This is a genomic window from Microbacter sp. GSS18 (assembly GCA_029319145.1).
Taxonomy (GTDB): domain Bacteria; phylum Actinomycetota; class Actinomycetes; order Actinomycetales; family Microbacteriaceae; genus Microbacterium.
Genome location: CP119753.1, coordinates 1,231,041 through 1,255,079, shown reverse-complemented (window position 1 = coordinate 1,255,079; position 24,039 = coordinate 1,231,041). Strand labels below are relative to the sequence as shown.

Annotated in this window: 20 protein-coding genes; 15 read left to right on the top strand and 5 right to left on the bottom strand. The window is 69.9% G+C overall.

The features are described 5' to 3' along the window. Positions 1-108 precede the first annotated feature (108 nt). Both P0L94_05920 and P0L94_05915 read left to right on the top strand, forming a co-directional pair. Complete coding sequence (locus P0L94_05920) at positions 109-1,815, top strand: HAMP domain-containing sensor histidine kinase (protein ID WES65603.1); 1,707 nt, start codon at positions 109-111, stop codon at positions 1,813-1,815. Further along, the gene (locus P0L94_05915) at positions 1,812-2,999 is read left to right on the top strand and encodes a hypothetical protein (GenBank protein ID WES65602.1); all 1,188 of its coding nucleotides are present in this window, start codon (positions 1,812-1,814) and stop codon (positions 2,997-2,999) included. The genes P0L94_05920 and P0L94_05915 overlap by 4 nt, the downstream gene beginning before the upstream one ends. Here the strand turns inward: P0L94_05915 and P0L94_05910 are convergent. Further along, positions 2,986-3,741: a response regulator transcription factor gene (locus P0L94_05910; GenBank protein WES65601.1), complete on the bottom strand. Its 756-nt coding sequence runs from the start codon at positions 3,739-3,741 to the stop codon at positions 2,986-2,988. The genes P0L94_05915 and P0L94_05910 overlap by 14 nt on opposite strands. Before the next feature lie 406 nt (positions 3,742-4,147). Here P0L94_05910 and coaE point away from each other — a divergent pair, with 406 nt between their 5' ends. Beyond that, positions 4,148-4,762 carry a dephospho-CoA kinase gene (gene coaE, locus P0L94_05905; protein WES65600.1) on the top strand — a complete coding sequence of 205 codons (615 nt, stop codon included), beginning with the start codon at positions 4,148-4,150 and terminating at the stop codon, positions 4,760-4,762. 4 nt (positions 4,763-4,766) lie between these two features. Here the strand turns inward: coaE and P0L94_05900 are convergent, their stop codons facing one another. Then, entirely contained in the window at positions 4,767-5,372 is a 606-nt protein-coding gene (locus P0L94_05900; GenBank protein ID WES65599.1) for a DUF4126 domain-containing protein, read from the bottom strand. Positions 5,373-5,423: 51 nt separating this feature from the next. Between P0L94_05900 and uvrB the strand changes: the two genes are divergently transcribed. The 12 genes from uvrB (at position 5,424) to P0L94_05840 (ending at position 20,686) form a co-directional block, all read left to right on the top strand. After that, entirely contained in the window at positions 5,424-7,502 is a 2,079-nt protein-coding gene (gene uvrB / locus P0L94_05895) for an excinuclease ABC subunit UvrB (protein ID WES65598.1), read from the top strand. Positions 7,503-7,817: 315 nt separating this feature from the next. Beyond that, positions 7,818-9,191 carry a DUF222 domain-containing protein gene (locus P0L94_05890; protein ID WES65597.1) on the top strand — a complete coding sequence of 458 codons (1,374 nt, stop codon included), beginning with the start codon at positions 7,818-7,820 and terminating at the stop codon, positions 9,189-9,191. A gap of 176 nt (positions 9,192-9,367) precedes the next feature. After that, positions 9,368-12,268, top strand: a complete 2,901-nt coding sequence (gene uvrA, locus P0L94_05885) for an excinuclease ABC subunit UvrA (GenBank protein WES65596.1) — start codon at positions 9,368-9,370, stop codon at positions 12,266-12,268. Between the two features lie 6 nt (positions 12,269-12,274). Then, on the top strand, positions 12,275-14,179 hold the full coding sequence (gene uvrC / locus P0L94_05880) for an excinuclease ABC subunit UvrC (GenBank protein ID WES65595.1): 1,905 nt from the start codon (positions 12,275-12,277) through the stop codon (positions 14,177-14,179). Positions 14,180-14,246: 67 nt separating this feature from the next. Further along, positions 14,247-15,086 carry an RNase adapter RapZ gene (rapZ, locus tag P0L94_05875; GenBank protein WES65594.1) on the top strand — a complete coding sequence of 280 codons (840 nt, stop codon included), beginning with the start codon at positions 14,247-14,249 and terminating at the stop codon, positions 15,084-15,086. A 49-nt stretch (positions 15,087-15,135) separates the two neighbouring features. Further along, positions 15,136-16,119 (top strand): DNA-binding protein WhiA, encoded by a 984-nt coding sequence (gene whiA, locus P0L94_05870; protein WES65593.1) that lies wholly within the window; start codon positions 15,136-15,138, stop codon positions 16,117-16,119. 124 nt (positions 16,120-16,243) lie between these two features. Continuing rightward, entirely contained in the window at positions 16,244-16,861 is a 618-nt protein-coding gene (locus tag P0L94_05865) for a superoxide dismutase (GenBank protein WES65592.1), read from the top strand. Positions 16,862-17,013: 152 nt separating this feature from the next. Then, positions 17,014-18,018 carry a type I glyceraldehyde-3-phosphate dehydrogenase gene (gap, locus tag P0L94_05860; protein WES65591.1) on the top strand — a complete coding sequence of 335 codons (1,005 nt, stop codon included), beginning with the start codon at positions 17,014-17,016 and terminating at the stop codon, positions 18,016-18,018. Between the two features lie 5 nt (positions 18,019-18,023). Continuing rightward, positions 18,024-19,238 carry a phosphoglycerate kinase gene (locus tag P0L94_05855; protein WES65590.1) on the top strand — a complete coding sequence of 405 codons (1,215 nt, stop codon included), beginning with the start codon at positions 18,024-18,026 and terminating at the stop codon, positions 19,236-19,238. Continuing rightward, complete coding sequence (gene tpiA, locus P0L94_05850; GenBank protein ID WES65589.1) at positions 19,235-20,017, top strand: triose-phosphate isomerase; 783 nt, start codon at positions 19,235-19,237, stop codon at positions 20,015-20,017. Before P0L94_05855 ends, tpiA begins: the two co-directional genes overlap by 4 nt. 64 nt (positions 20,018-20,081) lie before the next feature. Then, entirely contained in the window at positions 20,082-20,330 is a 249-nt protein-coding gene (secG, locus tag P0L94_05845) for a preprotein translocase subunit SecG (protein WES65588.1), read from the top strand. After that, positions 20,330-20,686 (top strand): RNA polymerase-binding protein RbpA, encoded by a 357-nt coding sequence (locus P0L94_05840; protein WES65587.1) that lies wholly within the window; start codon positions 20,330-20,332, stop codon positions 20,684-20,686. Before secG ends, P0L94_05840 begins: the two co-directional genes overlap by 1 nt. Positions 20,687-20,750: 64 nt before the next feature. On the opposite strand, the gene pgl is transcribed toward P0L94_05840, so the two are convergent. From pgl to zwf, 3 genes are read right to left on the bottom strand one after another with little or no spacing between them, the layout of a single operon-like run. Continuing rightward, complete coding sequence (gene pgl, locus P0L94_05835; protein WES65586.1) at positions 20,751-21,530, bottom strand: 6-phosphogluconolactonase; 780 nt, start codon at positions 21,528-21,530, stop codon at positions 20,751-20,753. Between the two features lie 10 nt (positions 21,531-21,540). Beyond that, complete coding sequence (locus tag P0L94_05830) at positions 21,541-22,491, bottom strand: glucose-6-phosphate dehydrogenase assembly protein OpcA (GenBank protein WES65585.1); 951 nt, start codon at positions 22,489-22,491, stop codon at positions 21,541-21,543. Further along, entirely contained in the window at positions 22,488-24,038 is a 1,551-nt protein-coding gene (gene zwf, locus P0L94_05825) for a glucose-6-phosphate dehydrogenase (protein WES65584.1), read from the bottom strand. Before zwf ends, P0L94_05830 begins: the two co-directional genes overlap by 4 nt. Between the last annotated feature and the right edge of the window lies 1 nt (position 24,039).

Here is a 24,039-nt window from a genome sequence, read left to right as displayed (position 1 = left end):
CCCGGTGGCGCGGCGGCGGGCAGCGCGTCGAGGCGTTCGCCCTCCCGCCCCGCGGTCGACCTCTGCCGGCGGTGCGCGCGCACGCGCGGCATCCATTAGCGTCGCACTATGGCTCTGCTGACGCGCGAGGATCCGGGCGGCCGCGCGGACGAGCGTGCCGCGCGGGTCCGCGCGGCACGCGCGGCGTGGCTGCGCGAAGACATCGAGGACCGCACGCGCGGACGAGCGGCAACGCTCAACCAGCTGCTGCTCATGACGGTCGTGTTCGTCCTGGGGGTCTTCGTGGTGCTCGGGCCGTTCACCGGAGACGTCGTGGCCTTCTTCGCCGGCGTCGTGGCGATCTTCGCGATCACCGGCGCGACCTTCGTGATCCCCTGGGGTCGCATCGCCTTCGGGTGGGTGGCGATCGTCCCGGTGCTCGACGGGCTTTCGATCCTTCTCATCGTCGAGTCCGGCGGCTCGCCCGAACTCGGCCTGCTCTGGATCTTCCCGACGATCTGGCTGTCCACCGGTTTCGGGCTCCTCGGGGTGTACGGACTGATCACGTCTATCGCCGTGCTCGCTCCGCTCATGGCCTTCACGCGCGACCAGTCTGCGAGCTATGCCACCATCCTCATTCCCGTCGTGCTGGTGGCGCTCGCGATCACCAGCCACCTGACCGCCCGCCGGTACGACGCCCAGCAGGTGCTGCTGGGGAAGCAGGGCGAGCTCCTGCGCACCGTGCTGGAGCGCACCCGTCGCCAGGAGCAGGAGGTCACCGAGGTCCTCGACGCGGTCGACTTCGGCGTGATCCGCATCGCGGCGGACGGCGGAGTGTCGGTGTCCAACGATGCCCACGCCAGGCTCCAGCGCGCCGTCGCGACGTCGCCCGAGGACGATCCGCCCGCGTTTCGCGACGACGGGGTCACACCGCTGCCCCGCCGCGAGCTGCCCTTCGAGCGCGCGCGCCGCGGTGAGGCGTTCTCGAGCCAGATCGTCTGGTTCGGCGACGCGGACGGCCCCCGTCAGGCGCTGAGCGTCACGGCGCGTCGGCTGGCCGACACCGAGGGCCGTGACGCGGGGGCCGTGGTGATCTCGCGCGACGTCACCGCCGAGCTGAACGCGCTGCGCGCCCGCGACGAGCTCGTCGCCAGCGTCTCGCACGAGCTGCGCACGCCCTTGACGTCGATCCTGGGCTTCCTCGATCTGGCGATCGAGGACGACGGGGTGCCCGACGGCGTGCGCAGCAACCTCGAGGTCGCGGGACGCAACGCGGAGCGGCTGCTCGGGATCGTGGGTGACATCCTCGCCGCGTCGAGCTCGTCGTCGGCGGCGGTCGAGTCGTCCCTCGAGCCGCGCGAACTCGATGCGGCCGAGACCGTGCGCGCCTCCGCGGAGGCCCTGGGCCCGCGTGCGGCCGAACGCGCCGTCACGATCGATCTCGAAGGGCTCGAGACGGCGATGGTGTGGGCGGACCCGCTCAGGCTGAGGCAGGTGGTCGACAACCTCCTCTCGAACGGCATCGCCTACAACCGCGACGGCGGAACCGTGTACCTGGGCACGACGACCGACGGCGAGCACTCCTGGATCCTCGTGCGCGACACGGGCCGGGGCGTCACCGAGGCCGACCGTGCGCGGCTGTTCCAGCGGTACTTCCGCGCGGGCACGGACCGACCGGGCGGCACGGGGCTCGGACTCGCGATCACGCGCGACATCGTGCGGGCCCACGGTGGCGAGATCGCGCTGCGCAGCACGGTCGGGGTGGGATCGACGTTCATCGTGAAGCTTCCCGTCCGCGATCGGTCGACAGCGCACGAGGAGAGGACCACCGGATGACCTTCGACGTCGCGAGCGTGCTGGCCGTCAGCGCGCTCGTCGTGAACCTGGCCGGCGCCCTGTTCATCCTCGAGACGCTGCTGCGTCGCGACGAAGGCGCCGGGCGCGTGTGGGCGCTGGGCTTCCTCGCGGCCATGCTCATGTCGCTCTCGTACGTCCTGTGGACACAGACCCACGGCACGTGGTGGGCGATCGCGGTGGGCAATTCGGCGCTCGTCGCGTTCGTGGGCTGCCTGTGGCTGGGGATGCTCATGTTCAACGGGCATCCGCTGCTCGTCCCCACCATCATCACCGCGGTCGCCACCGGTGCCACGGGCATCGCGGTGATGGTGCAGGGACCCGGCGGCGGCGATTGGGTGGCCGCCGAATGGATGTTCGTCTCGATCATCGGCCTCGCCGGCGCCGGCGCGGTCGAGTGCCTGCGCGGCGAACTCATGGAGTCGCGGTCCGCGTGGGTGCTGGCGCTGGCCAGCGGCGTCCTGGCGCTGTACTACGTGTCGCGCACGACCGCCTTCGCGACCGCGGGGCCCGACAGCACGCTGTTCCAGGCCGGGTTCGGCGCGGTCCCCACGTCGCTGATCACGATCGCGTACGTTCTCGTCGCCGTCGTGGTCCTCTCGGTGCTGCGCGCGACCCGGGCGCCGATGCGCGGAGCGCTCCGCTCCGCCGCCGACGGGGGAGACCCCGACGAGATCATGGTGGCCGAGGACTTCGCCCGCTCCCTGGGTGGGCTCTGCGGCCGCGCTCAGCGGCGCGGAGAGCTCGTCGGCGTCATCTCGGTGCGCATCGACGACCTCGAGCAGATCTCGACGGCGTTCGGCAGCGAGTCGGCGCGGGCTGTCGGTGCGGCGTGGCGTCACGGTGTGAGACGCCATGCTCCCTCGAGCGCCTTCGTCGGCGAGGACGGACCCGGGGGACTGGTGGTCGGCGTGCTCATCTCCTCGCCCGCCGACGCGCGCCGGCAGGCGGCGGTGATCTATCGCGGAGTCTTCGACGATCTGGGTGCGGTCGGCCACGGCGTGATCCCGGTGCTCGGCGTCGGTGTCGGCCTGAGCGATTCCGCCGGCTACGACGCAGACGGACTCGTCGAGGTGGCGCGCGAGGCCGCGACGCGCGCCTCGCTCAGCATCGAGACCTCGGTGCTGATCGGCGGCGAGGGCGCGGTCTCGGTCAGGGAGCCGTGAGGCGGTAACCCACGCCGCGTACGGTCTCGATCCACCGCGGCTGGGTGGGGGACTCGCCGAGCTTCCGCCTGAGGTTCGCGATGTGCACCTCGATGGCGCGAGCGTCGCTGTCGCTGACGAACTCCGCCCCGGTGTACTGCTCGCCGCGCAGCATGAGCGCGAGATCGGCCTTGGTGCGGACGCGTCGTCCGGCCGCCATGAGGTCGGCGAGGATGTCGAACTCGCTGCGCGTCAGCTCGAGGTCCTCACCGTCGAGCGTGGCGATCCGCATGTCGCGATTGAGCCGCACCCCGTTGTGGTCGATCCAGTCCGCGCCGGGCGCGGCAGGCTGGGACGGTGCCGGGGGAGCGAGGTCCTGACCGTCCGACAGATGGCGGGGGCGGCGCAGCATCGCATCGATCCGCGCGCGCAGCTCGCGCGGGCGGAACGGCTTCGCGACGTAGTCGTCGGCGCCGGCCTCGAGGCCCTGGAGGGCGTCGATCTCCTCGGTGCGCGCACTGAGCATCACGATGTAGGTCGAACTGACCGCTCGGATGCGCTTGGCGGTCTCGAAGCCGTCCATGCCCGGCATGTTGATGTCGAGCGTCGTCACGAGCGGCCCGTGCTCGCGCACGAGTGCGAGGCCTTCCGTACCGTCCGCGGCCGGGTGGACCGTGAAGCCGGCCTGCTCGAGGACCGTCGCGAGCAGGGCTCTGATGTCGGCCTCATCCTCGATGACGACGGCGATCCGATCCTGCGACACGTGCTCACTCCCGGGAGTCCGTGCGGCAGGGCTCTCCGGCGGCCGGACCTCGGTCAGGATATCCGAGAAGCGGTCACGGAATGTCTGGTGCACCGGTCACCGGCTCGCCGTGGCGGCGGGGACCGACGGGGCGGCGGTGCGAACGCCCCCACGTTCGCCTCCGCGCGCCCCGCCTTCGCAGACAGCGGGGCGATCGTGCGAGCCGCGTGTGCGGTTGGCCATCGCCCCTCCCCCCAATGACTGCCTGCGTGGTGTGTTCTCCCCTTGCCGATCCTCGAAGCATCGAGGACTGGCTCGACGCTATCGCCGCCGCCTCAGGGCGGGCTCAGGTCCGCCCCAGGACGTGCTGAAGGTTGGCCGCGGCCGCGCGGCCGCGCGGCCCCGCCGCGGTGCGAGACTGGGGGACATGCCCCTCATCGCCCTCACCGGAGGCATCGCCTCCGGCAAATCGACGATCGCGCGACGGCTCGCCGAGCACGGCGCCGTGATCGTGGATGCGGATCAGATCGTCCGCGACGTCCAGCAGCCCGGATCGCCGGTGCTGGAGGCGATCGCCGAGACTTTCGGCCGCGCGATGCTGCATCGGGACGGCTCGCTCGACCGCGCCGCATTGGGTGGCGCGGTCTTCGGCGACGCCGAGGCCGTCGCGCGCCTGAACGCCATCGTGCATCCCGCCGTGCGGGCCGAATCGGCCCGGCGGTTCGCGGAGGCGTTCGGGGCGGATCCGGATGCCGTCGTCGTGTACGACGTCCCGCTGCTCGTCGAGGCGCGCGTCGACGATCCGTGGGATCTGATCGTGGTGGCGCACGCCCCCGCCGAGGAACGTGCGCGCCGCCTGGTGGAGCTGCGCGGCCTCAGCGCGGACGACGCATCCGCTCGACTCGCCTCGCAGGTGTCCGATGACGCCAGGCTGGCGGTGGCCGATGTCGTGATCGACACCGCGGCGACCCTCGACGACACCCGCCGTCAGGTCGACGAGCTGTGGCAGCGGCTTCCCGCGCTCATCGCGGACCGCGGCTGACCCATCACGCGGCCGATCGGGCCCTCTGGCCGGATCGTCGTCGTCGCCGGCGCCGGAGCACGACGGCGACCGCGATGGCCGCAGCGACGATCAGCGCAACAGCCAGCACGGGCAGGACGATCGCGAGCACGGCGAGGACGAAGGACGACACGTCCTCGACGGCGCTGAGGACCGGTGCCGCCAGGCCCCCCGTCGCAACGTTGGCGGCGGGACGCACGGTGGCCTTGACGCCGTGCACCGCGAGCGCGATCACGATGCCGGTGACGATCGGCGCCCACGCCGTCTCGGTGAAGAAGGCCGCCGGATCTTCCACGCGCAACGTCTCGGCGCTCGCGCCTGCACCGAACACGATGCCTCCCGACGCGGGACGGATGAAGGTCTGTATCGCGTCGTTGACGGAGTCGACGGCGGGGATCTTGTCGGCGACGATCTCGACGACCAGCAGTGCGCCCATGATCCACAGGGCGATGTCGCTCGAGAGCCACGCCCAGGGCTCCGGCACCGTCACCGCGGGCAGAAGCCGGTCGGCCAGCCCCAGCACGAGCAGCGGCATCCAGGCGTTGAGCCCGGCCGCCGTCGCCAGACCCGTGCCGACGAGGAACTCCACCACGCATCCAGCGTAGACGGGGCCGATGTCGCAGGCCCCGCATAACCTGGAGGGGTGCAGACCACACGCTCCGTCCGACCGTTCGAGGTCGTCAGCGAGTACGAGCCCAGCGGCGATCAGCCGCAGGCCATCGCCGAGCTCGCCGGCCGCATCAACGCCGGCGAGACCGACGTCGTGCTGCTGGGTGCCACCGGCACCGGCAAGTCCGCGACGACGGCATGGCTCATCGAGGCCGTCCAGCGGCCGACGCTCGTGCTCGCCCACAACAAGACGCTGGCGGCTCAGCTGGCCAACGAGTTCCGCGAGCTGATGCCGCACAACGCGGTCGAGTACTTCGTGTCGTACTACGACTACTACCAGCCCGAAGCATACGTCCCGCAGACCGATACGTTCATCGAGAAGGACTCCTCGATCAACGCCGAGGTCGAGCGTCTGCGGCACTCCACGACGAACTCCCTTCTGTCCCGTCGCGACGTCGTCGTGGTCTCGACGGTGTCGTGCATCTACGGCCTGGGCGCTCCCGAGGAGTACCTGCGGGCGATGGTGGCGCTCCAGGTCGGCGAGATCTACGACCGCGACGCCCTCATCCGCAAGTTCATCGCGATGCAGTACAACCGCAACGACGTCGACTTCTCGCGCGGCAACTTCCGCGTGCGCGGCGACACGATCGAGATCATCCCGGTGTACGAGGAGTACGCCATCCGCATCGAGCTGTTCGGCGACGAGATCGAAGCGCTGTACATGCTCCATCCGCTCACCGGCGATGTGGTGCAGAAGCTCGATGCCGTGCCCATCTTCCCCGCCTCGCACTATGTGGCCGGGACCGAGACCGTCCAGCGCGCCATCGGCACGATCGAGGACGAGCTGGGGGAGCGGCTGCGCGAGCTGGAGTCCCAGAACAAGCTGCTCGAGGCACAGCGTCTGCGCATGCGCACGACGTTCGATCTCGAGATGCTGCAGCAGCTCGGCTTCTGCTCGGGCATCGAGAACTACTCGCGTCACCTCGACGGCCGCTCGCCCGGCGAGCCGCCCCACACCCTGCTGGACTTCTTCCCCGACGACTTCCTCATGGTGATCGACGAGTCGCACGTCACGGTGCCGCAGATCGGCGCCATGTACGAGGGGGATGCGTCGCGCAAGCGCACACTCGTGGAACACGGCTTCCGCCTGCCGAGCGCTCTGGACAACCGTCCGCTGCGGTGGGACGAGTTCAAGGACCGGGTCGGGCAGACCGTCTACCTGTCCGCGACCCCGGGGCGCTACGAGATGGGCGTCGCCGACGGCGTCGTCGAGCAGATCATCCGCCCCACCGGGCTGGTCGATCCCGAGATCGTCGTGAAGCCGTCCAAGGGGCAGATCGATGACCTGCTCGAGGAGATCCGGGTCCGGGTCGACCGCGACGAGCGCGTGCTCGTGACGACGCTGACGAAGAAGATGGCCGAAGAGCTCACCGACTTCCTCGGCGAGCACGGCGTGCGGGTGAGGTATCTCCACTCGGACGTCGACACGCTGCGCCGCGTCGAGCTGCTGACCGAGCTCCGCGCCGGCGTGTACGACGTCCTCGTGGGCATCAACCTGCTGCGCGAGGGGCTCGACCTGCCCGAGGTGTCGCTGGTGTCGATCCTCGACGCCGACAAGGAAGGGTTCCTGAGGTCGGGGACGTCGCTGATCCAGACGATCGGACGCGCCGCGCGCAACGTGTCGGGCCAGGTGCACATGTACGCCGACACGATCACCGATTCGATGCGGAACGCGATCGACGAGACCGAGCGGCGACGCGAGAAGCAGATCGCCTACAACACCGAGCACGGCATCGACCCGCAGCCGCTGCGCAAGCGCATCGCCGACATCACCGAGGTGCTCGCACGCGAGGCGTCGGACACCGAGGCGATGATGTCCAAGAAGAGCGCGGCGAAGACCAAGAGCGGCAAGGGCAAGTCGCCGACCCCTCGGCTGCGCGAGGGCATCGCGGCCGAAGGCGCCAACCAGCTCGAGGCCACGATCGCCGACCTGTCGCAGCAGATGCTCGCGGCGGCGGACGAGCTGAAGTTCGAGCTCGCGGCCCGCCTGCGCGACGAGGTGCAGGACCTCAAGCGCGAACTCCGGGCGATGGAGAAGGCCGGACACGCCTGAGGGGCGTGGCGCACAGCTGAATTCTCGGAACGGCCGGCGGCCTGCGAGGATCCAGGCGCTCGGCGCCGGTGTGCCCGAGCGGACGCCGCGAGACGGCGATGCCGCACCTGCCGGACAGGGAGCCGACCGCTCATTTCGCGTTCGCCCGGCTCCATCCGCAGGGGCGACGGCCGCGCCGGGCGAGCTCCACCACCGGGCTGTGCAACCGTGCCGCGCCCTGCGACCACCGCTCGTCGCAGGGCCCGGTGGCGGGGCGGTCGCGGCGTCCGGTTCGTCACCCCGGTGAATGTCGGAGGTATGTTCTACTGTCGCGGTATGGACATGGACGACACCTCGCGACCGGTGCCCGGAGCCGGTGGGGACGCCGAGCGTGATCGGTCGCCCATCGACCCCGCCGGTGCCGATCCGTTCTGGTCAGATGAGGGCGATGCGTTCGAGGAGGATGCCGTCCCGGAGTGGTCGCCCGAACCGCCGGATGCGGTCGGCCGGGTCGTCGAAGCGGCGACCGTGATGGCGAGCTTCGCAGTCGACCGGCTGATGGGTGTCGACCGGATGCGGCAAGAGGCGTTCGAGCTCGCCGCGCAGCGCGGCGGACGCTTCACCTCCGAGATCGTCCTGCGCTCGGTGCGGCTCGAACTCGCTGCGGCGCTGCGGATCTCCGAGTATGCCGCCGGGCGGATGATCGGGCTCGCCGAGGCGCTCGTCCACCGATACCGGTCTGCGCTGACAGCCCTCATGCGGGCCGAGATCACCGAGACCCACGCCGAGATCCTCGTCGACGCGATCGACGCCGTGGAGCCCGAACATCGCAACACGATCCTTCCGCGAGCGGTCGAACTCGCCAGGGTCGAGCCGGTGGGCGTGTTCCGGCGCGCGCTGCGCGCGCTCATCGACGATGCGAGAGGCGCGACCCTCGCCGAGCGCCACGATGTCGCGCTGCGGCGGCGGCGCGTGGTGGTCGAGCCCGCGGACGACGGCATGGCCTGGCTCATGACGCTGATGCCCGCCGTCGAGGCGCACGCGGTGCAGGACCGATTGACGCGCATGGCCAAGGCGATCAGGCGTGTCGACGGCGAGGACCGGTCACTCGACCAGATCCGAGCGGATGCCGTCGGCGATCTGCTCATCGAGGGAGACACTTCGGCGCTCCCCGAACGCGCTCGCGGCATCCGGGCGAGTGTCGTCGTCACGGTGCCGGCCCTCAGCCTCCTCGGCGCGGCAGCCGGTTCCGGCATGCCCGTCGTCGAAGGGGTCGGTCCCATTCCGGTCGAGCGTGCACGTGAGCTCTGCGGCGGCGATGGCGCGTGGCTGCGCGTGCTCACGCACCCCGAGACCGGCGCGGTCCTGTCGGTCGGGCGCGAACGATACGATCCGCCGCCGACGCTCCGGAAGCTGACGAGATGGCGTGCCGACCGGTGCATGGCACCGGGATGCGGTGTGCCGGCGTCCCGATGCGAGCTCGACCACACCTTGGCATGGGAGCACGGCGGCGCGACGGCGCTCGAGAACCTCGCGCCCGTGTGCAAGGGCCACCACACCCTCAAGCACCATGGCGGATGGCGGGTCGAACAGGTCGGCGGCGGGGGAGCACTCCGATGGACGTCGCCGGCGGGGCGCAGGTACCGGGTCGAACCGGAAAGACGGGTGCCGGTCTTCCGCTCCGCCGACGCTTCCGACGCACCGTTCTGAGACGTGATCCTGACGCACGGTGCTGGCGCGCCTTCCGGGTTCGCTGTGCTCGGCTCGGGGTGTGCTCGGCTGGGGTGCTTGTGCTCGGCTGGGGGTGTGCCCGTCTGGGGATGTGCTCGGGGGCCGCAGCCGCCGCCGGCCGAGCCCATGTCGGAGGCCGCGCCTAAACTTGTCGGGTGCCCATCGTTCCCGTCTCCGCGCATGCCCACAACAGCGGAAAGCTGAGCGTCCAAGGCGCGCGCGTCCACAATCTGAAGAACGTCGACCTCGAGATCCCGCGTGATTCGCTGGTCGTCTTCACCGGCCTCTCGGGCTCGGGAAAGTCGAGCCTGGCGTTCGACACGATCTTCGCCGAGGGGCAGCGCCGCTACGTCGAATCGCTCAGTGCGTACGCCCGGCAGTTCCTCGGGCAGGTCGACCGGCCCGACGTCGATTTCATCGAGGGCCTGAGCCCGGCGGTCTCGATCGATCAGAAGTCGACGAACCGCAACCCGCGCTCGACGGTCGGCACGATCACCGAGATCCACGACTACATGCGCCTGCTGTGGGCGCGCATCGGCGTTCCGCACTGCCCGGAGTGCGATGCGGTGATCCAGCGGCAGACCGTGCAGCAGATCGCCGATCAGCTCATGGAGCTGCCCGAGCGCACGCGGTATCAGATCGTCGCGCCGATCGTCACGCAGAAGAAGGGCGAGTTCGTCGACCTCTTCAAGGAGCTCGGCGCGAAGGGCTACGCGCGGGCCGTGGTCGACGGCGAGCTCATCCAACTCGCCGAGCCGCCGACGCTCAAGAAGAGCTACAAGCACGACATCGCGGTGGTCGTCGATCGCCTGGTCGCCGCACCCGGCATCCTCGGTCGCATCACCGACTCGGTCGAGACGGCGCTCGGGCTCGCGGGCGGTGTCATGCAGGTCAACTTCGTCGACGAAGAGGGCGACGACGCGTGGCAGTCGTTCTCCGAGAAGCTCGCGTGCCCCAACGGGCATCCGCTGCAGCTCACCGAGATCGAGCCCCGCACCTTCTCGTTCAACGCTCCCTTCGGCGCCTGCCCGGCCTGCTCGGGCCTGGGAACCCGCATGTCGGTGGACGTCGACCTGATGCTCGGCGACGAGGAGCTCTCGATCCGCGAGGGCGTGCTGATCCCGTGGACGACACAAGGCAAGGGCCTGTTCCAGTACTACGAGCGCCTCCTCGAAGGACTCGCCGCCGACCTCGACTTCTCGTTGGACACGCCGTGGAGCCAGCTCCACTCCGATGTGCGCGAGGCGGTGCTGCGCGGCGACAACTACAAGGTCACCGTCAAGTGGAAGAACCGGTACGGACGCGAGATGCGCTATTCGTCCGGGTTCGAGGGCGTCGTGCCCTACATCGAGCGGCAGTACATGCAGGCGGAGTCCGACACGCAGCGCCAGCGCTGGTCCGAGTACCTGCGTGAGGTGCCGTGCCCGGTGTGCGACGGCGCGCGCCTCAAGCCCGAGGTGCTCGCGGTCAAGGTGCACGGTCACTCGATCGCCGACGCGTCGCGACTGAGCCTCGCCGACGCGCAGCAATACTTCGCCGCGCTCGAACTGACCGAGCGCGAGGCGAAGATCGCCGCGCAGGTCCTGCGCGAGATCCGCGTGCGCCTGGACTTCCTGATCCAGGTCGGTCTCACCTACCTCAACCTCAGCCGCTCCGCGGGCTCGCTGTCGGGCGGCGAAGCGCAGCGCATCCGCCTCGCGACGCAGATCGGATCGGGGCTGACCGGCGTGCTGTACGTGCTCGACGAGCCCTCGATCGGCCTGCACCAGCGCGACAACCGGCGCCTCATCGAGACGCTCCTGACGCTGCGCGACCTCGGCAACACCCTCATCGTCGTCGAGCACGACGAAGAGACCATCCACGCCGCCGACTGGATCGTCGACATCGGTCCGCGAGCCGGGGTCGACGGGGGAGAGGTCGTGCACTCCGGGCCGCTCGACCAGCTGCTCGCCGACCGCACGTCGGTCACCGGCGATTTCCTTTCGGGTCGCCGCGAGATCGAGATCCCGCGGCAGCGACGCGAGATCGACCGTCAGCGCTGCATCTCGGTCGTCGGCGCCCGCGAGAACAACCTGAAGAACGTCACCGCCGAGTTCCCCCTCGGCGTGCTGACCGCCGTCACCGGAGTCAGCGGATCGGGCAAGTCGACGCTCGTGAACGACATCCTGTACCAGGTGCTCGCCTCACGGCTGAACGGCGCCCGCACGGTGCCGGGCAAGCACACGCGCGTGACGGGCCTGGACAACCTCGACAAGGTCGTCCACGTCGACCAGGCGCCGATCGGCCGCACGCCGCGCTCGAACCCCGCCACCTACACGGGCGTGTTCGACCGCATCCGCACGCTGTTCAGCGAGACGCCCGAGGCCAAGGCGCGCGGCTACCAGCCGGGCCGCTTCAGCTTCAACGTCAAGGGCGGTCGCTGCGAGGCGTGTTCGGGCGACGGCACGATCAAGATCGAGATGAACTTCCTCCCCGACGTCTACGTCGACTGCGAGGTGTGCCACGGCAAGCGCTACAACCGCGACACGCTCAGCGTGCACTACAAGGGCAAGAACATCGCCGAGGTCCTCGAGATGCCCATCGCCGAGGCCGCCGACTTCTTCGAGCCGATCCAGGCGATCCACCGCTACCTCAAGACGCTCGTCGACGTGGGTCTGGGCTACGTGCGCCTGGGGCAGTCGGCCACGACGCTCTCCGGGGGCGAGGCGCAGCGCGTCAAACTGGCCACCGAGCTGCAGCGGCGCTCGAACGGTCGCAGCATCTATGTGCTGGACGAGCCCACGACGGGACTGCACTTCGAGGACGTGCAGCGGCTCCTGCAGGTGCTCGGCGGCCTCGTCGACAAGGGGAACACGGTCATCGTCATCGAGCACAACCTCGATGTCATCAAGTCCGCCGACTGGATCGTCGACCTCGGGCCCGAGGGCGGCGCGGGCGGCGGCACGATCGTGGCGACCGGGACGCCCGAGCAGGTCTCGCGCAAGAAGGGGAGCCACACCGGAGCCTTCCTCGCCGAGATCTTCGGGTCGCACGCCCCGCGCCGCAAGGCCGGCTGAGCGGCGATGGCGGACCAGCTTCCGTACAAGCCGAAGCCGGGCGAGATCCCCACGGACCCGGGTGTGTACCGCTTCCACGACGCCCAGGGCCGTGTCCTGTACGTCGGGAAGGCGAAGAACCTCCGAGCGCGCCTGTCGAACTACTTCGCGCCGCTGCGCACGCTGCACGAGCGCACGCGACGCATGGTCCTGACCGCGACGGGCGTGGAATGGACCGTCGTCGCCACCGACGTCGACTCGCTGCAGCTCGAGTACCAGTGGATCAAGGAGTTCGACCCGCCCTTCAACGTCCGCTATCGCGATGACAAGTCGTACCCCTTCATGGCGATAACGCTCGCCGACGAAGCGCCTCGCGTCATGGTCACGCGCAACCACCGCATCCGCGGAGCGAAGTACTTCGGGCCGTACCCGAAGGTGTGGGCGGTGCACGACACGATCGACCTGATGATCAAGGTCTTCCCGATCCGCACGTGCAGCGACTCGTCGTACAAGAAGGCCATGGCCACCGGCCGGCCCTGCTTTCCCGGGCAGATCGGTCGCTGCGGCGGGCCGTGCTCGATGAAGGTCTCGATCGAGGAGCACCGCGCGATCGTCGACGACTTCGTCGCCTTCATGTCCGGCGGGGACCAGCGCTTCACCAAGCAGCTCACCGCGCGAATGCGCGAAGCATCCGCGGCCATGGACTACGAGGCCGCCGCCCGCTACCGCGACAAGCTCCAGGCGATCGACGCGGTGCTCAACAAGAGCGCGCTTGTGCTCGCGTCGGACACCGACGCCGACCTGTTCGGCATCGCCGAGGACGAGCTCGCCGCGGCCGTCCAGCACTTCGTCGTGCGCGGCGGACGCGTGCGCGGCGTGCGCGCGACCACGATCGAGAAGGAGCTCGACATCTCCGGCTCCGAGCTGGTCGCGCAGGTCCTCGAGCGCACCTACGGCGACGCCGCCCCGGCGGACATCCCCAAGCAGGTGCTCGTGCCGCAGCGTCCCGACGACGCCGATGAGCTCGAAGAGTGGCTCGCCGACCGCCGGGGCCGGCGCGTCACGGTCCAGGTCGCCCAGCGCGGCCCCAAGGCCGAGCTGATGAAGACCGCGACGCTCAACGCCCAGCAGGCGCTCATGCTGCACAAGACCCGGCGCACGAGCGACTACGTCGCCCGCACACAGGCGCTCACCGATCTGCAGGAGGCCCTCGATCTCGACGAGGCGCCGCTGCGCATCGAGTGCTACGACGTGTCGCACCTGAGCGGGACGAACGTGGTGGCCTCGATGGTGGTTTTCGAGGACGGACTGGCCCGCAAGGACCAGTACCGGTCGTTCGGCGTGGCCGAGACGACCGACGACACCGACTCGCTCTATCAGGTGCTCACGCGCCGCCTCGCATACCTCGACGAGCCGGATGCCGAGGACCGCCCCGCCGACGAGGCGATCGTCGACCCGGACGCCGAGGTGGTCACCGAGCGCCGCCGCCCGAGGTTCGCGTACCGACCCCAGCTGCTGGTCGTGGACGGCGGCCGGCCGCAGGTCGAGGCGGCCGCGCGAGCCCTGCGCGACAGCGGCCACGAGGAGATCGCGCTGTGCGGCATCGCGAAGCGGCTCGAAGAGGTGTGGCTGCCGGGGGAGGACTACCCGGTGATCCTGCCGCGCACCTCCGAGGCGCTGTATCTGCTGCAGCGGCTGCGCGACGAGGCGCACCGCTTCGCCATCACCCATCAGCGCCGCCGCCGCAAGCGCGACATCCAGACCGTTCTGGCCGAGGTGCCGGGTCTGGGCGAGGCGCGGATCAAGGCTCTGCTGCGGCATTTCGGCTCCGTCGCGGCGCTGCGAGGCGCCACCCCGGCCGAGATCGAGCAGCTTCCGGGCGTCGGTCCCAAGCTCGCCGCGGCCGTCCATGCCCACCTCGCGAACGGCTAGGCTGGGTCCGACGACGGGGGTGGTCATGGCGGGCGCGCAGCCGCGGGATCCGGGAGAGATCCTGATCGTGACAGGAATGTCCGGCGCGGGGCGGTCGACCGCCGCGAACGCGCTCGAGGACCTCGACTGGTACGTCGTGGACAATCTGCCGCCGCAGATGCTCCGGCCGCTGCTCGACCTGAGCGAGATGGCCGGAGACACGCTGCCGCGCATCGCCGTCGTTGTCGACGTGCGCGGCCGCGATCTGTTCAGCGACCTGCCCGAGGCCGTGCAGGCGCTGCGCGAGCGCTCACGCCTGCGCGTGCTTTTCCTCGACGCCGCCGACGACGTCCTCGTGCGTCGCTTCGAGGCCGTGCGGCGCCCGCACCCGCTGCAGGACGAGGGGACCGTCATCGACGGCATCCAGCGCGAGAGAGCGCGCCTGGCCGTCGTGCGCGAGGACGCCGACGTCATCGTCGACACGTCGCAGTTCAACGTCCACCAGCTCGCCAACCGCATCGTCGAGCTCTTCTCCGACGAGACTTCGGCGCGGCATACGCTCACGGTCGTGAGCTTCGGCTTCAAGTACGGACTGCCGCCGGACGCCGACCTCGTCGCCGACATGCGGTTCCTGCCCAACCCCTTCTGGAACGACGATCTCCGCTCGCTCACCGGCGAGGACGAACGGGTGCGGGACTTCGTGCTGTCGCAGCCGGGGGCCACCGAGTTCCTGGACTCCTACACTCGCGCGCTCGGTCCCGTGCTCGAGGGGTACCAGCGCGAGAACAAGCGCCACTCGGTGGTCGCCGTGGGCTGCACCGGCGGAAAGCACCGCTCGGTGGCGATGGCGATTCAGCTCGCCGAGCGGCTCGGTGATCTCCCCGGCGTCGCCGTGCGCGTCAAGCACCGCGACCTCGGGCGGGAATGACCGCGCGCAGGTAGGCTGGACGATCGTTCCTGAACCCTGAGGAGAACCGTTGTCGCTGACCGCCGACGTCAAGACCGAGCTCATCGCGGTGCGTGACCCGCGCCCGTCCGCTCGAGTCGCCGAGCTCACCGCGCTGCTGCGCTTCTCCGGCGGCCTGCACTCGATCGCCAACCGCGTCGCGGTCGAGGCCGAGCTCGACTCCGACCTGCTCGCCCGCCGCGTGGCGCGCGAGCTCATGGAGATCTACGGCGTCCGGCCCGAGCTCGTCCATGTGCAGGCGTCCAGCGCCCGCACCAGCGGGCACTATGCGGTGCGCGTCATCGAGGGCGGTGAGACCCTCGCGAGGCAGACGGGCCTGCTCGACCAGCGTCGGCGTCCCGTCCGCGGCCTGCCCAACAAGCTCACCACCGGGGCCCGCCCCGACCTCGCCGCGGTGTGGCGCGGCGCGTTCCTCGCCGCCGGGACGCTGAGCGAGCCCGGCCGCTCGGCCGCTCTCGAGATCAGCTGCCCCTCGGGCGAGGCGGCGATGGCGCTCGTCGGAGCCGCGCATCGCGCCGGCATCGCGGCGAAGGCGCGCGAGGTGCGCGGCGTCCCTCGCGTCGTGGTGCGCGAAGGCGACGCCATCCGCACGGCGCTGGCGACGATGGGCGCCGTGCGCGCGGCGTCGGACTGGGAGCAGATGCGCCAGCGTCGCGAGGTGCGCGCCGGCGTGAACCGCCTCGTCAACTTCGACGACGCGAACCTGCGCCGCTCCGCGCAGGCGGCCGTCGCCGCGTGCGCGCGCGTCGAGCGGGCGCTGGAGATCCTCGGCGACACGGTGCCGGATCACCTGCGCGAGGCCGGCGAGCTGCGACTCGCCCACCGCGACGCGAGCCTGGACGAGCTGGGTCAGCACGCCGACCCGCCGCTGACGAAGGACGCCGTGGCGGGCCGCATCCGGCGCCTGCTGGCGATGGCCGACAAGAAGGCGGAAGCCGACGGCGTCGCCGGCACCGAGTCGGCGGTTCCGGCCGGCGAGGACGTCGCGGGCTGAACCCGGATTCCGTACGTCATTCGGGAAGCAACCCCGGCCGCGGTGCGTTGGGCGTCAGTAGGATGACAGTCGTCCCCTCGCTGCGCCGAGGCTTTCGGTGCGGCGCCGACAGGAAGAAGAGAACATGGCGAAGTACACGCTGCCCGACCTCCCTTACGACTACGCCGCGCTCGAGCCGCACATCAGCGGCAAGATCATGCAGCTGCACCACGACAAGCACCACCAGGCGTATGTGACGGCCGCGAACACCGCACTGGACCAGCTCGCCGAGGCCCGTGAGACGGGCAACCTCGCGAACGTGAACAAGCTCGAGAAGGACCTCGCGTTCAACCTCGGCGGTCACGTGAACCACTCGATCTTCTGGACCAACCTCTCGCCGGACGGGGGCGGGCAGCCCGAGGGCGAGCTCGCGGCCGCGATCACCGAGTTCTTCGGCTCGTTCGAGAAGTTCCAGGCGCACTTCACCGCCGCCGCGACCGGCATCCAGGGCTCGGGCTGGGCCGTCCTCAGCTGGGACCCGGTGGGCGAGCAGCTCATCATCCAGCAGCTGTTCGACCAGCAGGCCAACACCGCGATGGGCACGGTCCCGGTCTTCCAGCTCGACATGTGGGAGCACGCCTTCTACCTCGACTACCTCAACGTCAAGGCCGACTACGTCAAGGCCGTGTGGAACATCGCCAACTGGGAGAATGTGGCGCAGCGTTTCACCACCGCCCGTGAGAAGGCCGTCGGGCTGGTCTAGTCTGCGGTAGTGTCGGACACAGGTGAGGATGCCTCGAATCCTCCCGGCTTCGGGCGGATTCCAGGCATCCTCTCTGTATCAAGAGATCGCGTGACAAGGAACGCCGATCGGGCGTGGCCGGCGCGACGAGAAACGGGAGACCGGGAGACAACGTGTCTGTCAAGATCGGCATCAACGGCTTCGGCCGCATCGGACGCAACTACCTGCGCGCAGCACTCGCTCAGGGCGCGGACCTCGACATCGTGGCGGTGAACGACCTCACCGACAACAAGACCCTCGCCCACCTGCTCAAGTACGACTCGATCCTCGGTCGTCTCGACGCCGACGTGTCGTACACCGAGGACTCCATCACGGTCGGCGACAAGACCATCAAGGTCTTCGAGGAGCGCGACCCCGCCAACCTCCCGTGGGGCGAGCTCGGCGTCGACATCGTGATCGAGTCGACCGGTCGCTTCACCAAGGCCGCCGACGCCGGCAAGCACATCGCGGGCGGCGCGAAGAAGGTCCTGATCTCGGCTCCCGCCTCGGGCGAGGACGCGACCTTCGTCATCGGCGCCAACGAGGACCTGTACGACCCCGAGAAGCACCACATCATCTCGAACGCCTCGTGCACGACCAACTGCCTCGCGCCGCTGGCGAAGGTCCTCAACGACGAGTTCGGCATCGTGAAGGGCCTCATGACGACGGTCCACGCCTACACGGCCGACCAGAACCTGCAGGACGGCCCGCACAGCGACCTGCGCCGCGCGCGCGCCGCCGCCCTCAACATCGTCCCCACCTCGACCGGTGCCGCCAAGGCCATCGGCCTGGTCCTGCCCGAGCTCAAGGGCAAGCTGGACGGCTTCGCGCTGCGCGTCCCGGTTCCCACCGGCTCGGCCACCGACCTCACGGTCGAGGTGGCCAAGGAGGCGACCGTCGACGAGATCAAGGCCGCCTACAAGGCTGCGGCCGAGGGACCGCTCAAGGGCATCCTCAAGTACACCGAGGACCCGATCGTCTCCAGCGACATCGTCACCGACCCGCACTCGTCGATCTTCGACGCCGGCCTCATCCGCGTCATCGGCAACCAGGTCAAGGTCGTGTCGTGGTACGACAACGAGTGGGGCTACTCGAACCGCCTCGTCGACCTCACCGAGATCGTGGCCGGCAAGCTCTGACGATCATGGCTCTGCGCACCCTCGATTCGCTGGGTTCGCTCGCAGGCAAGCGCGTCATCGTCCGTGTCGACTTCAACGTCCCCCTCAAGGACGGCGTCATCACGGACGATGGCCGCGTGCGTGCGGCTCTCCCCACGCTGAACCACCTCATCAACCAGGGCGCGCGCGTCGTCGCGTGCTCGCACCTGGGGCGCCCCGACGGGGCGCCGGACCCGAAGTACAGCCTCGCGCCGGTCGCGCAGCGCCTGTCCGAGCTGCTCGGCAAGCCCGTCGCGTTCGCGCGCGACACCGTGGGCGAGTCGGCTCACGAGGCGGTCGCCGCCCTCGAGGACGGCGACATCGCGGTCATCGAGAACCTGCGGTTCAACCCCGGCGAGACCTCGAAGGACGAGGCGGCGCGCCGCGCGTTCGCCGAGCAGCTCGCCGACCTCGGCGACGCGCTCGTGTCCGACGGATTCGGCGTCGTCCATCGCAAGCAGGCTTCGGTCTACGATCTCGCCGAGATCCTGCCGTCCGCCGCCGGCTACCTCATCGAGAAGGAGGTCGACGTCCTCGACCGCCTCACCGAGAACCCCGAGCGCCCCTATACGGTCGTTCTCGGTGGCTCGAAGGTGTCGGACAAGCTGGGCGTCATCGCGCACCTGCTCCCGCGCGTCGAGAAGCTGTGCGTCGGCGGCGGCATGATGTTCACCTTCCTCAAGGCCCAGGGCTACGAGGTCGGCAAGAGCCTCCTCGAAGCCGACCAGCTCGAGACGGTCAAGGGCTACATGGCCACGGCCGCCGAGAAGGGCGTCGAGCTCGTGCTCCCGGTCGACGCGGTGGTCGCGGCGTCGTTCGCCGCAGACGCCGAGCACGTCACCGCGGATGCCGACAAGCTCGAGGACACCGCCTTCGGCGCGGACGGCCTGGGTCTGGACATCGGCCCCAAGACGGCGGAGCTCTTCGCCGACGCGATCCGCGGTTCGAAGACGGTCTTCTGGAACGGTCCCATGGGCGTGTTCGAGATGGAGGCCTTCGCAGCCGGCACCAAGACGGTCGCGCAGGCGCTCACCGAGGTCGACGGCCTCAGCGTCGTCGGCGGCGGCGACTCCGCCGCGGCGGTGCGCCAGCTCGGGTTCCCGGACGACGCGTTCGGTCACATCTCGACGGGCGGCGGCGCGAGCCTGGAGTTCCTCGAAGGAAAGAAGCTCCCCGGACTGGAGGTCCTCGGATGGCAGTGAGCCGCACCCCGCTCATCGCGGGCAACTGGAAGATGAACCTGGACCACCTGCAGGCGGTCGCGTTCGTGCAGAAGCTGCACTGGACGCTCAAGGATGCCAAGCACGAGGACGGCTCGGTCGAGGTCGCGGTGTTCCCGCCCTTCACCGACATCCGCACCGTGCAGACGCTCATCGACGCCGACAAGATCCCGTTCTCGCTCGGGGCCCAGGACCTGTCCACGCAGGACTCGGGCGCGTACACGGGCGAGATCTCGGGGGCGTTCCTGTCGAAGCTCGACTGCGGCTACGTCATCATCGGCCACAGCGAGCGCCGGCAGTACCACGCCGAGACCGATGAGGTCGTGGCGGCCAAGGTGAAGGCCGCGCTCAAGCACGGCCTCGTGCCGGTCATCTGCGTCGGCGAGACGCTCGAGCAGCGCGAGGAGTCCGGCCCCACCGCGGTGTCGGTCGCACAGCTCGAGGTGGCGCTGGCTTCCGTGCCCGCCGATGCGGACATCGTCGTCGCCTACGAGCCGGTCTGGGCGATCGGCACCGGCCAGGTCGCCTCGCCCGAGCAGGCGCAGGAAGTGTGTGCGGCGCTGCGCGAGGTGATCGCGTCGAAGCTCGGTGACGATGCGGCGGCCCGCACGCGCGTGCTGTACGGCGGCTCGGTGAAGGCGGCGAACATCGCCAGCTTCATGCGCGAGCCCGACGTGGACGGCGCTCTCGTGGGCGGCGCCAGTCTCGTCGTCGACGAGTTCGCGGCCATCGTCCGGTACCAGAAGCACGTCGGCGTCTGACGTCGGCGGGTATACTCGACCATCGGTGCCCTGAACCGGGCGCCGACGAAAGGCTTCAACGACTGTGCAGATCCTCGAGTTCGTCCTGCAGGTGCTCCTGGGCATCACGAGCCTCCTGCTGACCCTCCTCATCCTCCTTCACAAGGGACGCGGTGGCGGCCTGTCCGACATGTTCGGCGGCGGCATGACCTCGTCCCTCGGTTCGTCGGGTCTCGCCGAGCGCAACCTGAACCGCTTCACCATCGTCCTCGCGCTGGTGTGGTTCGTCGCGATCGTCGCACTCGGCCTGATCACGAAGTTCCAGGGGCTCTGATGGCAACAGGAGGCAACGCGATCCGCGGCACCCGCGTCGGTGCCGGACCCATGGGCGAGCAGGATCACGGCTACCACGCCGATCGCATCGCCGTGTCGTACTGGGACGCGATGGGCAACGAGACCGTGCGGTACTTCGCCGCGGGCATCCCCGAGGAGGAGATCCCCGACGTCATCGACTCGCCGCACACCGGCCTCCCCGCCGGGCGCGACAAGGAGAACCCGCCGGCCGTGGCCAAGACCGAGCCGTACAAGACGCACCTCGCCTACGTGAAGGAGCGTCGTACCGACGAAGAGGCCGAGGAGCTTCTCGACGACGCGCTCAAGCAGCTGCGCGAGCGTCGCGGTCAGGCGTAGACCCGAGAACGCGAAAAGGAGAGCGGATGCCGGACGGGCATCCGCTCTCCTTTTCGCAGGTGTGTCAGTACTCCTGGTCGATGAGCTCCGGCGGGACCCTGGCGGCGGCCGCATCGTCGACGAAGAACACGGTGCGCCGACGGCCCTTGGCGCCGCCCGCGGGAACGTTGACGTAGTTCGCGCCCGCGAGGGCGAGTCCGAGCGCGGCAGCCTTGTCCTCGCCGGCGAGCACCATCCACACGCGCAGCGAAGAGTTGATCACCGGTCTGGTCACGGTGATGCGCTCGGGAGGCGGTTTGGGGGAGTCGCGCACGGGGACGACCGCGCGATCGACGATCTGGATCTCGGGACGGTCCGGGAACAGCGATGCGATGTGCGCGTCGGAGCCGACGCCGAGGAAGCAGACGCAGAACTTGGGCCACGGGTTGCCGCCGCTGCCGAACGAGGCGAGCTCGGCGGCATAGCGGTCGGCGGCCTCGTCGAGACCGATGCCGTCGTCGCTCGCCGGGACGGTGTGGATGTTCTCTTCGGGGATGTCGATGCGATCGAGGAGCGCGGCACGCGCCATGACCTCGTTGCGGTCGGCATCGCCACGTGGGACGAAGCGCTCGTCGCTCCACCAGAAGTGGACGCGCGACCAGTCGATCTGCTGGGCGCGGGGGTCGCGCCCGGCAGCGGCGAGCACGGCCTCCGCCATGGTCCCGCCGGTGAGCGAGACATGGGCGGCACGGCCGTTCGCCGCGCGCTTTCTCACGCGGGTGAGGAAACGCGCCGCGACGGATTCGGCGAGAGAGTCCGGGTCGGACGCGATGACGACCCGCTTCTCAGCCCACACCTCCACCATGCCGCTCTTCCTATGCCTCCCGGGTCTTCGGCGGGTCCAGCAGGTCCCAGCCGTCCGTGATGACTCGACCATACAGGAGGTCGGGATCCAGACGCCGCAGCTCCTCCGCGAGGCACTCGCGCAACGTCCGCCGCGGGAAGGTCAGCTCGTGGCTGGGCTGTCCGGGCTGCGTCAGGATCGCCACGCCCGGGCTCGGCCGCTCGAGCAGCACCTCTCCGCTCGCGCGGGTGAGCGCGACCGACTTGATGCCGTGCGGCCACTCGTCGGCGTCGAGGTACTCCCACTCCACCGGAACGTCGAGGGCGACGCGCAGCCAGGCGGCGAGGAGCGCCGTCGACGGCGAGTCCGCGGCGCCACGCACGCGCACCGCCGTGACCTGCTCATACGGCGGCTGGTCGAGGATCGCGGCGAGCTGCTCGCGCCATCGGGTCAGGCGGGTCCACGCCAGGTCGGTGTCGCCCGGTGCGTAGCATTCGCCGAGCTGGCCGACCCACGCCGCCGGATCGGGCTTGGTCGCCGCGTCGGTGATGCGGCGCTGCGCGATCCGACCGATGCTGGTCTGCGAGGGCTCGGGGGGCGTCTCGTTGGGCCACCACACCACGACCGGTGCGTCCGGCAGCAGCAGGCCGGTCACGAGCGACTCCAGGTTCGAGCGGCCGGCCTCGCCGCGTGCCTTCAGCGTCACCACCTCGCTGGCCCCGGCGTCGCCGCCGACGCGGATCTGCGCGTCCAGGCGAGGGTCCGGGTCGTCGGGGTCGGTGATCATGAGCGAGATGACGCGCATCGGGTGCTCGCGCGAGGCGTCGTTGGCGGCCTCGATGGCCTCCTCCATCGCCCCGGCGCGCGTGATGATGATGAGCGTGAGCACACGGCCGAGCGCGACCGCACCGCCCTCTTCACGGACGCTGACGAGCGCCCGCGAGATCTTGCTGACGTTGGTGTCGGGAAGGTCGACGATCACGGGCGCCTCCAAGCGCGTCCGTCGCGGGTGAGCATCTCGTGAGCGGATGCCGGGCCCCACGAGCCGGGTGAGTACTGTTCGAGCGGGCCGCCCTGGGACTCCCAGAACCGTTCGATCGGGTCGAGGATCTTCCACGACAGCTCGACCTCTTCGTGCCGCGGGAACAGCGGCGGGTCGCCGAGCAGAACGTCGAGGATGAGACGCTCGTAGGCCTCGGGGCTCGCCTCGGTGAAGGCGTGGCCGTACCCGAAGTCCATCGTGACGTCGCGGACCTGTGCGCTGGCTCCGGGCACCTTGGATCCGAAGCGGATGGTGACGCCCTCGTCGGGCTGCACGCGGATCACGAGCGCGTTCTGGCCCTGGCCAGAGCGGTCGCTGCGCGAGAACAGCATCTCGGGGGCGCTCTTGAAGACGACGGCGACCTCGGTCACGCGTCGCCCGAGCCGCTTGCCCGTGCGCAGGTAGAAGGGGACGCCCGCCCAGCGGCGCGTGTTGACCTCGAGGGTGATGGCGGCATACGTCTCGGTCGTGGACTGCGGGTCCATGCCTTCCTCGTCGAGGAAGCCGCGCACCTTCTCGCCGCCCTGCCAGCCGCCGGCGTACTGCCCACGGGAGGTCGAGCGCGACAGGTCGTCGGGCAGCGTCACCGCGGCGAGCACCTTCTCCTTCTCCGCCCGCAGATGCGCGGCGTCGAACGAGATCGGCTCCTCCATGGCGGTCAGCGCCATGAGCTGCAGCAGGTGGTTCTGGATGACGTCGCGCGCGGCGCCGATGCCGTCGTAGTAGCCCGCGCGCCCGCCCACGCCGATGTCCTCGGCCATCGTGATCTGGACGTGATCGACGTAGTTGCGGTTCCAGATCGGCTCGTACAGCTCGTTGGCGAAGCGCAGGGCCAGGATGTTCTGGACCGTCTCCTTGCCGAGGTAGTGGTCGATGCGGAAGATCGAGTCCGCCGGGAACGCCGAACGCAGCGCGTCGTTGAGCGAGCGCGCCGTCTCGAGGTCGCTGCCGAACGGCTTCTCGATGACGACACGGCGCCAGCGCTCTGGCTGGTCGGCCGTGTCGTCGACGAGTCCGGAGTCCTTCAGCTGCTCGGCGACCAGCGGGAAGTCCTTCGGCGGGATGGAGAGATAGAACGCGTGGTTGCCCATCGTGCCCCGCTCGCTGTCGAGCCTCTCGACGGTCTCGCGCAGGCGGCGGAACGAAGCCGGGTCGTCGAACTCGCCCGACACGAAGCGGATGCCCTGGAGAAGCTGCTTCCAGGTCTCCTCGCGGAACTCGGTGCGCGCGTTCTGCTTGACCGCGTCGTGCACGACCTTCGCGAAGTCCTGGTCGTCCCAGTCGCGGCGCGCGAACCCGACCAGGGCGAAGCCGGGCGGAAGCAGGCCGCGGTTGGCCAGGTCGTACACGGCGGGCATCAGCTTCTTGCGCGACAGGTCGCCGGTGACGCCGAAGATCACGAGCGCGCTGGGACCCGCGATGCGGTTCAGGCGCCGGTCTTCGGGGTCACGCAGCGGATTGCGTCCGCGCGAGATCTCGACGGTCATC